Origin of the sequence: Pseudomonas sp. SJZ078, from assembly GCF_007828255.1 — a bacterium.
GTDB lineage: Bacteria > Pseudomonadota > Gammaproteobacteria > Pseudomonadales > Pseudomonadaceae > Aquipseudomonas.
Map to the genome: position 1 here is coordinate 1 of NZ_VIUG01000065.1, position 8,944 is coordinate 8,944.

Here is an 8,944-nt window from a genome sequence, read left to right on the forward strand (position 1 = left end):
CTCGCGGGTGTAGGTCTTTCGCTCTTGCATGGATCCTCCTGATGGGGCGAATCATATCGCCCTTAAGAGGTGTCCGGGATCATTAAGCCAGTTCACTGAGCGTCTGACCGTGTTAAATCGCCTGACTACAACGGACAAGTACCAATAACGGCATAATCCGGGCTGGAAGAATTGATTTCCACGGCCCAGCCTTGGGTAAAGACCAGTTCATTCTCCTCGACGAGGGCGAGAATCTGCGGGCAGAGTTTGCTGGCGTCTTCCGAAGTCCCGTCGATGACAATATTGACCGTATGATTCTCGGCCGAGAACTCAGAAGCCTGGGTCAACGCATCCATGCCATCCAGCATCTTGCAGAGCAATGATGCATTCTCTTCGGACTCGTCCACCCCACTGCTGTAGGCAGATTGAACAGTCATGGCCATCAACAGAAAAAACGCACCCGCTATAAGTCTGTTTTTCACGGCCATGCTTCCTGAATTTTGGGGAAGGAATACTAATGCACGAGCAAGGCATTGATAAATTGCAATGGATCAAAGCACCGGACTTTCGGCATCCTGATCGGGCTGCGCCGAAAGCGGTACATCGAACACTCGATCAAACACCCATTGAAAAACCAGCGAATAGAAAAAGAAAAACACAAACAACCCCAGGTTGGTGATCAATGCCAGCCAAAGGCTGATGCTCAGCCACGCCCCGATTACCGGAGTCAGAATCAGCGTCAATCCGCCTTCGAATCCCAAGGAATGCAACAAGCGCCGTCGCCAACTGCGATGGCGATGGTACTGGCGGCGCTCCCACCGTTCGAACAGGCCGTTGAACAATATGTTCCAGGCCAGCGCCACGGCAGAAATCACCAGTGACAGCTGGGTCGAATAGACCAGACCTTGATCGTAGGTCAGCGCCAGGGCCGGCGCCACGAACAGGACGCCGCCAGCCTCATAGAGGATCGCCTGGAGAATTTTGCGGGGGGTGCTTTGCATCGTTGCTCTCTTGGATTGGATGAGGAGACCACAGCCTGGCGAGTTGAGCGCCCACGCACAATTGAGCTAAATTGAGCCACGCTCAACCTGAGTAACCCACCCTCCCATGTTCGCCAAACTGCCCCTCACCGCCCTGCGCGGCTTCGAGTCCGCCGCAAGGCTAGGCAGCTTCAATGCAGCGGCCCAGGAACTGAACATCAGCCCGGCGGCGATCTCCCATCAGGTCAAAAGTCTTGAGGGCTTCCTTGGCGTGCAACTGTTCGAACGCTCCAGCCAGAACGTGCGCCTGAGCGCCGACGGCGAGCGCCTTCAACCACACATCCACCGGGCCCTGCTCGATATCCAACACGGCCTGCAAATGCTGTCGCCACCGTGTGCTGCGCAGTCCCTGGTGGTGAGTACCACGCCGGCATTCGCCAGCCTGTGGCTGATACCCCGACTTGGGGATTTCCATCGGTTGTACCCGGATATCGACGTCAGCCTGCACAGCAGCAACGAGGTAGTGGACCTCCAGCGTGACGCAAGCATCGACCTGGCGATCCGCGCCTTGTTCACCCCTGACCCACAGCTGATCGAACAGCCTTTATTGGATGAGCACTTCGGCGTCTATTGCCGCCCCGACTGGCAACCGCCCGCAGAGAATGCCCCTATCGAGCTCATCGACGTGCCGTGGTTGAGCCACTCAAGCGTCGCGGTCGACTGGCCAGCCTGGTGCACCGCGGCAGGTACCCAGAGCTGGCTGGATAACGCGCGCTTGCGACGTTATGACGAGGAACAACATGCGCTGCAGGCAGCCATTGCCGGGCATGGGTTGGTGCTGGCCAGTAACGTGTTGGTTGCTGACGCGGTTGCGCGAGGGCAATTGGCTGGCTATCGCCCTGAGGTGCGTCTGCAGGGGGCCCGGTATAGCGTGGTGTGCGTGCCGGGGCGGGAGCGGCAAGCGGCGGTGCGGGTTTTTAGGGGGTGGCTGCTGAAACAGACTATGGGCTGAGCATCAGGGACTCTTCATGGTTCGTCTTGAAGAGCATTTCCCGGGCACATAAAAAATTTGCAAAAAGATGCGCCTGGAGTCATGATTCCTCCATCTATCAACCAAGGAGATGGAGGTGCAGAGCAGGCAATTGATAAAGGAGCTTGAAGCCGCTGGGTGGGTTTTGGATCGAGTAACCGGGAGCCATCACATGTTCAAGCATCCAAACAGATCCCAGACAGTTCCAGTGCCACATCCAAAAAAAGACCTACCAATCGGAACTGTAAGAGCGATCAAGAAACTGGCTGGGTTGATGTAGCCGGCTTGACCCTCTGCACCTCCTGAGGAGATACCTATGCAATATCCAATCTGCATCGAGTGGGGCGACGAGAAAACCGCCATCGGCATTCAGATTCCAGACATTCCTGGCGCGATCACCGCTGGCGACACATTCGAGGAGGCTTACAGTGCCGCCGTCGAGATCGCCAATATTATGCTCGAGGAGATTGCGTCAAGCGGCAAAGCGATCCCAATGCCGTCTACAACAGCTCATCACCGGAGCAATCCAGAGTTTGCTGATATGGGCTGGGGCATGCTGGAAGTGGACATCACGCCTTATCTGGGCAAAACCGAGAAGGTCAACGTGACCCTGCCAGGCTTTGTTGTACAACAGATCGACCGCTTCGTCCGGGATCACAACATCAAGAGTCGCTCATCCTTCCTGGCTGATGCAGCCATGGAAAAACTTGGTCGTTAAACCACGGCTTAAAAATTTGCGACAGACCACGATTCTAATTCACTTTATTCAGCCCCTCTCATAATCGTGGTCTGTTCCCGTCTCCCATTCTATTTTCAATGCAGCGCCGGTGACCGGCATCAATCAAAGGAATGATCATGGCTTTCGATTGGCACTCGGGACCTATCACTCGATCCACACTTATCGACAAGAACTACCGAAACACGCAGAAGGTACGATGTGTCGGACCAATGGCTAGACACACGCCGCTGAGCCCCCCATCTGACCGGTCCACTCAAAGTGCTCCAGCCTAATACCAGTCAGTTAAGGATCAAACGGCACAAAACCTGTGGGAGCAAAGCTTTCTCGCGATTGCGCTAAGTCAGTCAGCAGCAATGTTGACGGGTCTGTCGTTATCGCGAGCAAGCTTTGCTCCCACAGGTTTGTGGCTTAACTGACTGGCATTAAGCGTTTCGGCCTGCTCTTCTCGTCAATGAAGCACCCTGCGGCTTTCACCAATCCTGATCCGGTCGAGGGCTCTATTTAACGCATCCAAGGCATCGATCAGCGCTTTCGCCTCAGCTTCCCGACCATCGCCCCAGAGGCGTTCAGCCATTTTGTTCAGTGCCTGGATAGAGCGTTCGATGTCAGCAGCAGTCACTGCTTTGCTTTCCTGCTGTTTCTTAGGCATTGATCAACCCTTCCTCAGGGCGTGCTTCGTCAGCTGCAGTGCGGCGACTCCCCATCTGCACACATGACCCAGAGTAGAGCATGCCGTCTAAGGACCTCAGCAGAACTGATTTCCTTCCAGGAAAGGGCAATTTATGTTGGAAACGAAAGCTTGCGGACGCTACACGCCTAAGCAAGCCAGGGGTAAGATCTTCGTCATCGCCCACAATCACTTATTTTTGGGCGGAGGCGGTGCTGAGGGAGCCTTGGGCCTAACGTTCTGCGGCGTTGATTTGCACTTTTCGTCTTGAGTAGACACCCATTTTCCGCCGCCGGGCATCGGCTGTGGAGCTTTGCTCGTCATGTAATTACTCCGAAACGTCCTTGGTGAACTCGACCCATTGTACCTTCGATGAATCTACAACCACAAAATCCGCCCCGAAAGGCCGCTCGCCCTCATCTTCGAGCCAGCTTGGCCCCTCGATCACAAACTGCCCGCTCGATGGATCCGACGGCCATTCGGAAGGCCAACCATAAAGACGTCGCTCATCGTTCAGATGCAAAACCACAAATCTTTCATGCCTTGCGAATGTGCTGTACCACTCACTTGGATAGGAGGTTTGCTTCGTAATATTTTTATTCCGCAACCAGGCATGAAGCTTATCGTTTGTAGTGCAATAGCAGGACAGCAAGCCGAGCTGGACTGAAACCACGAAGGACCAGAAAGCCTCGGCTTTTATATCCCATAGTCCAACCGTATACCCCTTGGAGCCTATCCACAGCAGTCCAGCTTTGATTACTAAAACAGCGCCATGAATCACGAAGGTGAAAATCAGCGCCTGGACAATCTGACCGAAAGTGTCGGGCCGTTTGAATGCTGTCAGCGAGTAGAAAATCCATGCAGTCAAAAAACCTGGAATCAAATACTGCAGCAGCGGGATCACTTCTTTTACTAATTCGTCCAAATTGCAATTTCTTCCATCCAGTTGGCAAGTCCGAGTCACCATCGGGCGACGGAGGGAATTAAACTAAACACCGCGATAAGTGCCAGCACGGCATAGATCCGTGCTTTGCTCCAGAATCCTTGTGTTCGCCATTGCGTCATCCGTATTCACTCCATGGCTCTTGATCTTTGGTTACACGTAAGATCATGGCACCACGGAGTCCACCCAATCGCAGCCTGTCCTCGTATTCACTTGGCTTTCGCGCTCTTGATGTCACTGATGATTTGCTGAGAAATAGCCTGAACCTGTTCTTGGGTCATGGCCGACATGACACCTTCCCAAGCAGATGACGACGTATCATAGGTCCGGGTGCCAATCAGACGGCCTGATTTCAGGTCCGAGTAATCTGCGCGAGAGTTGACCCACGCATTGCCTACCATGACACCGGCTCCGTAACGGGCGCTTGGGGTCAGGTAACGGAAATTGGTTACGTTGATCTTGATGCCGACACGTCTTTGCCGTCGAGGCTTGTCGGCTGGGCTTCGGCAAGGTGGTAGCCCGCGCGAGTCGCTTCCACTTGCAGGGCATCACTCCATTCTTGCTTCAGGCGAGACCAGTCCTCGTTCTGTTCAACCTTGCTGTTTCCCTGGAAGTTGACGACCAGGTTCTGCTTGGCCGATTCCTGGATGACCAGCGTCTCAGTCCCGCCACTTTTCACAGAGGCAGCGCACCCACTCAACATCAAGACGGCAACAGCGCAGGACAGCGCAATCGAGAGCTTGGTTTTGTTCATTGACGTCCATATCCACAGAATGGTCGAGAGAGGTCAGGTACTCCCGCGGGGCCAGATGAGCGCACACGTTGAATGCGCAGAACTTAGCATCATTACTTTGCCAGCACGAGCCGAGGCATTATGAAACAGGGACAACACCACAAAACTCATTTCTCCCCGCTCTAATCCGTTGACGAAGTTGCCGGCGGAACCCAATAAGCCTCTCTCACCTCGTCCAACGCCTGCCAGGGTTGGCTGGCAAATCTTGCATTCAGACAGGTCGGCTCATGAATGAACGCCAGCGCCTTATCGTTCTCGGACTGCTCGGCACCACAGCTCTTGCATTTCACGATCTGATTGCGCAGCGCCCAACTTTCATGCCATGAAATCAGCTTTTCGAGGGGGGTCACTTTTCCTACATCCCATTACAAAAACCTGTACAAAAATATAAATCATGTACAGATTATTGACTAGCCAGTCGGGTCGACACGACTGAACCATCGGGCGCCTTATGGATTTGCCAACAGACGCCAGAAGAAATTGGGCATGGTCAGTCTTGACCTGATAGCGTTGCGGGTAAGGGTCATGGATGGGTGCGGCGAGTGGGCAAACCAGGGGTTCCAATGTCAGGGCGGAATAAGGAACGTTAATGCCGTACAACTACACGAACGGCCGCTACCTGGTCTTCAAAGGCAATGGCAGCGATGGTGCCCCCTTGGGCCGGATTCACCAGGACGGAAAAGTTCGAAACCACTTGGGTGAGCCGCTCTACTACATCGACATAGAAGAACATGCGTTCTTTTCAGTCGATTAATCAAGCGGTGCCCTGCCCCCAGCTGTCTGGTTTCCGCCGATTGAGGTGGGTCGTATAGCATCACTTGCAGCAACGCCTCGCCGTAGCTCGCATTGGGAAAGAACCCCGTCTATCTACACGCCCAGTTTCTGCCCGCACACTTATCGGCCGCCTTCACGGACGAGAAAATAGACGGTGGTCAGCCATGTTGCAGATTGATCGGTACTTTATGAAAAAGCTGGTTTTGGCACTCTCTCTGCTCACATTGGCCGCCTGCACTCCTTACAGATCCCTGGCCTCGACAGATCCAAATTGGATGCGTCTTGGTGGGGATGAGCCTGAAGGCTACCCAAGGACATTTGTTGAGAACCTGAGCGGGCATTGCTCTCTGGTGACCGAGTCATGGTCCGAAGGAAAGATCAATGGTCGTATCCTATGGACCAAGCACCAGTCTCGGCAGTCTATGGCCTGCCCATAGCGTCTATGCCGGGAGGTATCAGGTCACAACTTAGCCCGCCACGGTGCAAGAGCCCCTTCGAAAAGTGAAAGGGCGCGATGCATGAAACCATTGAAGCGAGCGGCATCACGCCGCAGCCCTGCCTGTTGGCCGCCAATCAGGCACAAATGGGCCATCTGCCCCATCACTTCTGCTTCGCCAGGCCTATTGAGCAAGCGGCGGCAGGTCCGTATTGCGAAGTCCAGCCGTCTTGTGTCGACACGCTGCTGAAACTCGTTTACCAACGGATCGTGCAACGACCAGGCTCGAATGGAGACTTCCCGCCCTGGTTGTTTCTCAGCGGCAATACTCAAATAGCGTTTCAAGGTCTCGCCCGCACTCCGCCCCTGCGCCGCATAAGCGAGCATGCGCTCCGTGTAATCTTCTTCCCAAGCAGCCAGCAAAGTGCGGACAAAGTCTTCGCGATTACGGAAATGGTGATAGAACGATCCACGGGTCACATTCAATCGACGCGATAGACTCTCGGCCGAAACGCCCATGTGTCCTATTTGGTCGAGGGCCTCAAAACCAGCCGCGATCCAATGGTGACGCGTTAGTTTTTCCACCCGTTATTTCACTCCCTGTTTAGCACCATACAGACTGTGTAGGGTGCGCAACCGATTGATACGTTACGAGCACCAGCACTTGTCATGGAGCTCGCATTGAAGAAGATCGTTCTGGTCGCTTTCGACCAATTCACTGATATCGACCTGTTCCTGATGTGGGACATCTTAGGCCGCAACACCGAGGATTGGCACGTCCGAATAGTGGGTTCCGGCCCTGTTGTGCGATCGGCGCACGGCCTGCCTGTTTCGGTGCACGGTCCGCTGTCCGAGGCCAACAGTGCCGACGCGGTATTGTTCGTCAGCGGCAAGGAAGGTATCCCCGCCGCACTTGCCGCCCCGGATTTCCTGCCGTCGTTTGAACTTGACGCCAGACGCCAGCGAATCGGCTCCATATGCGCCGGCGCTTTCATTCTCGAACGACTTGGGTTGCTTAACGGCCAAGCGACTACACACCCGGATGCGCGATCGAGCTTGCAAGCCCTGGGACTTGAGTCCATGGATCAACCTCTTGTATGCCAGGGAAACGTTGCCACCGCTGGCGGATGCCTGTCTGCACTTTATCTGGTGGGATGGCTGGTGGAATCCTGGTTTGGTGTCGACAAGCGCCGGGCGACGTTGCGCCCTGTTCTGCCCACTGGGCAGCAAGCACTCTATGATGCCTTGATTGGACTCAGTATTCGCCAGGGGAAAGTAGGCGCTTCAACAGCATCCAATTAATTCGTGTCAGAACTCAGGAAGGATCCCCCGATGCGCCGAGAATTTGAGCTCATTACATCCGTACCAGTCCCCGCCAGTTCCGGCATCACCCATCTTTACAAGTCGATGAACCTGGCGGACGCCTTTGCGATTCGGCTCCCGGCGGACGCCTCTGGCAATCCGGATTTACTGGCTCGATTCATCCTTTCCCACCAGCCCTCCTGGATCGGCTGGCTCATGAGAATCCGGGACACCCTCGCTGCCTGTTTTGGCCTCAAGACAGCCAAACACCTGGCAACCCTTGCTGATCGGATTGGAATCTTCAAGGTCTACAGCACGAACCAGACTGAAATCGTGCTGGGAGAGGACGACAAGCACCTCGACTTCCGGATATCGATCCTATGTTGCGAAGAGACAGAGCCGGAAGGCCGTCGGCAATTGGTCTTTTCAACCGTGGTGCAGTGCCACAATCGTCTGGGTCGGGCCTACATCTTGGTGATTGCCCCGTTTCACCGCTTGGTCGTCAAGGCCAGTCTTCTGCGTGCGGCGCGGGTCGGTTGGCCGTTGGCTAGCACTTCCTGAGGCTGAACGCGCTGTAAGCCCTTTGGGGTTTAACCCCGTCCATCGAAAGTAATATAGAGATCGACCGGATCTGGAGGTTGGGAATCGAGATCCAGAACACATGCCACCCCAAGCCTAAAATGACCAGAAGACCTATATAGGAGTCTGATCTATGCAGAACATTCTGGCCGATGTGGTCGTCAGCGTATCCGAGCTCAAGAAGAACCCCTCTTCCGTCTTAAACGGTGCCGACGGCTTGCCCGTGGCCGTACTGAACCACAACCGAGTTATGGGTTACCTGGTCCCGGCAAACGTCTACGAAGCGATGGTCGAGCGCCTGGACGAATTGGAACTCGTCCACTTGGTCAAGGTACGGCTCGACGCCAACGAAACACCTGTTGGAGCATCTCTCAACGATCTCATTGGCGAGGCCGAGGCAGATATCGCCAACGGCCGTTGAATACGAAGTCGAGTGGATCCGAAGGCGCTGAAGAACTGCGAAAACTAGACGGCGCCATCCGCCGCCAGTTCTTGTGAAAGCTCCAGGAGAAAACTGGGGAAACTGGGGAAACTGGGGACAGACCCTGAGGGATCCCCACAAATCTATTCCAATGCCTGCGCCTCTTGATGTACCTCTGCTCGCAACGCGGATAAACGGGGACAGACCCTGAGGAATCCCCGAATTTTCTTACGAAAAATCAAGAAGTTGGAATATTGAAGAGACCTGCATGAGTCGGCAGCTTGTGTTGCACCACACAAAA

The 8,944-nt window shown here is 54.7% G+C and carries 14 protein-coding genes and 1 pseudogene; 8 read left to right on the plus strand and 7 right to left on the minus strand.

From position 1 onward, the window contains the following. Nucleotides 1-125 precede the first annotated feature (125 nt). Both FBY02_RS27670 and FBY02_RS27675 read right to left on the minus strand, forming a co-directional pair. Nucleotides 126-467, minus strand: a complete 342-nt coding sequence (locus FBY02_RS27670; RefSeq protein WP_144931678.1) for a hypothetical protein — start codon at nucleotides 465-467, stop codon at nucleotides 126-128. A gap of 63 nt (nucleotides 468-530) precedes the next feature. Further along, entirely contained in the window at nucleotides 531-980 is a 450-nt protein-coding gene (locus tag FBY02_RS27675) for a PACE efflux transporter (RefSeq protein WP_144931680.1), read from the minus strand. Between the two features lie 106 nt (nucleotides 981-1,086). Here FBY02_RS27675 and FBY02_RS27680 point away from each other — a divergent pair, with 106 nt between their 5' ends. From FBY02_RS27680 to FBY02_RS28940, 4 genes are all read left to right on the plus strand, one after another. Continuing rightward, nucleotides 1,087-1,971 carry a LysR substrate-binding domain-containing protein gene (locus tag FBY02_RS27680; RefSeq protein WP_144931682.1) on the plus strand — a complete coding sequence of 295 codons (885 nt, stop codon included), beginning with the start codon at nucleotides 1,087-1,089 and terminating at the stop codon, nucleotides 1,969-1,971. A 115-nt stretch (nucleotides 1,972-2,086) separates the two neighbouring features. After that, complete coding sequence (locus FBY02_RS27685; protein ID WP_082460520.1) at nucleotides 2,087-2,269, plus strand: type II toxin-antitoxin system HicA family toxin; 183 nt, start codon at nucleotides 2,087-2,089, stop codon at nucleotides 2,267-2,269. A 36-nt stretch (nucleotides 2,270-2,305) separates the two neighbouring features. After that, a complete protein-coding gene (locus FBY02_RS27690; RefSeq protein WP_144931684.1) occupies nucleotides 2,306-2,707 on the plus strand; it encodes a type II toxin-antitoxin system HicB family antitoxin in 402 nt (133 codons plus the stop codon). Nucleotides 2,708-2,844: 137 nt separating this feature from the next. After that, nucleotides 2,845-3,000, plus strand: a complete 156-nt coding sequence (locus FBY02_RS28940; RefSeq protein ID WP_256664094.1) for a DUF6434 domain-containing protein — start codon at nucleotides 2,845-2,847, stop codon at nucleotides 2,998-3,000. A 176-nt stretch (nucleotides 3,001-3,176) separates the two neighbouring features. Here FBY02_RS28940 and FBY02_RS27695 read toward each other — a convergent pair whose 3' ends face one another. The 4 genes and pseudogenes from FBY02_RS27695 to FBY02_RS27710 form a co-directional block, all read right to left on the minus strand. Continuing rightward, on the minus strand, nucleotides 3,177-3,377 hold the full coding sequence (locus tag FBY02_RS27695) for a hypothetical protein (RefSeq protein WP_144931686.1): 201 nt from the start codon (nucleotides 3,375-3,377) through the stop codon (nucleotides 3,177-3,179). Between the two features lie 346 nt (nucleotides 3,378-3,723). After that, nucleotides 3,724-4,320, minus strand: coding sequence for a DUF6338 family protein (locus tag FBY02_RS27700; RefSeq protein ID WP_144931688.1), 597 nt, complete (start codon nucleotides 4,318-4,320; stop codon nucleotides 3,724-3,726). Between the two features lie 227 nt (nucleotides 4,321-4,547). Further along, a pseudogene (locus tag FBY02_RS27705) lies at nucleotides 4,548-5,092 on the minus strand (hypothetical protein). A gap of 161 nt (nucleotides 5,093-5,253) precedes the next feature. After that, entirely contained in the window at nucleotides 5,254-5,481 is a 228-nt protein-coding gene (locus tag FBY02_RS27710; RefSeq protein WP_144931689.1) for a hypothetical protein, read from the minus strand. 239 nt (nucleotides 5,482-5,720) lie between these two features. On the opposite strand from FBY02_RS27710, the gene FBY02_RS28195 reads away from it, so the two are divergent. Then, nucleotides 5,721-5,885 (plus strand): hypothetical protein, encoded by a 165-nt coding sequence (locus tag FBY02_RS28195; RefSeq protein ID WP_178112000.1) that lies wholly within the window; start codon nucleotides 5,721-5,723, stop codon nucleotides 5,883-5,885. Nucleotides 5,886-6,365: 480 nt separating this feature from the next. On the opposite strand, the gene FBY02_RS27725 is transcribed toward FBY02_RS28195, so the two are convergent. Then, nucleotides 6,366-6,926 carry a TetR/AcrR family transcriptional regulator gene (locus tag FBY02_RS27725; RefSeq protein ID WP_144931691.1) on the minus strand — a complete coding sequence of 187 codons (561 nt, stop codon included), beginning with the start codon at nucleotides 6,924-6,926 and terminating at the stop codon, nucleotides 6,366-6,368. Between the two features lie 96 nt (nucleotides 6,927-7,022). Between FBY02_RS27725 and FBY02_RS27730 the strand changes: the two genes are divergently transcribed. The 3 genes from FBY02_RS27730 to FBY02_RS27740 all read left to right on the plus strand — a co-directional run bounded on the left by FBY02_RS27730 (nucleotide 7,023) and on the right by FBY02_RS27740 (nucleotide 8,643). Continuing rightward, nucleotides 7,023-7,643 carry a DJ-1/PfpI family protein gene (locus tag FBY02_RS27730; protein WP_144931693.1) on the plus strand — a complete coding sequence of 207 codons (621 nt, stop codon included), beginning with the start codon at nucleotides 7,023-7,025 and terminating at the stop codon, nucleotides 7,641-7,643. Nucleotides 7,644-7,673: 30 nt separating this feature from the next. Further along, nucleotides 7,674-8,204, plus strand: a complete 531-nt coding sequence (locus FBY02_RS27735; protein WP_144931695.1) for a DUF2867 domain-containing protein — start codon at nucleotides 7,674-7,676, stop codon at nucleotides 8,202-8,204. A gap of 151 nt (nucleotides 8,205-8,355) precedes the next feature. Next, nucleotides 8,356-8,643, plus strand: coding sequence for a type II toxin-antitoxin system Phd/YefM family antitoxin (locus tag FBY02_RS27740; protein ID WP_144931697.1), 288 nt, complete (start codon nucleotides 8,356-8,358; stop codon nucleotides 8,641-8,643). Nucleotides 8,644-8,944 lie beyond the last annotated feature (301 nt).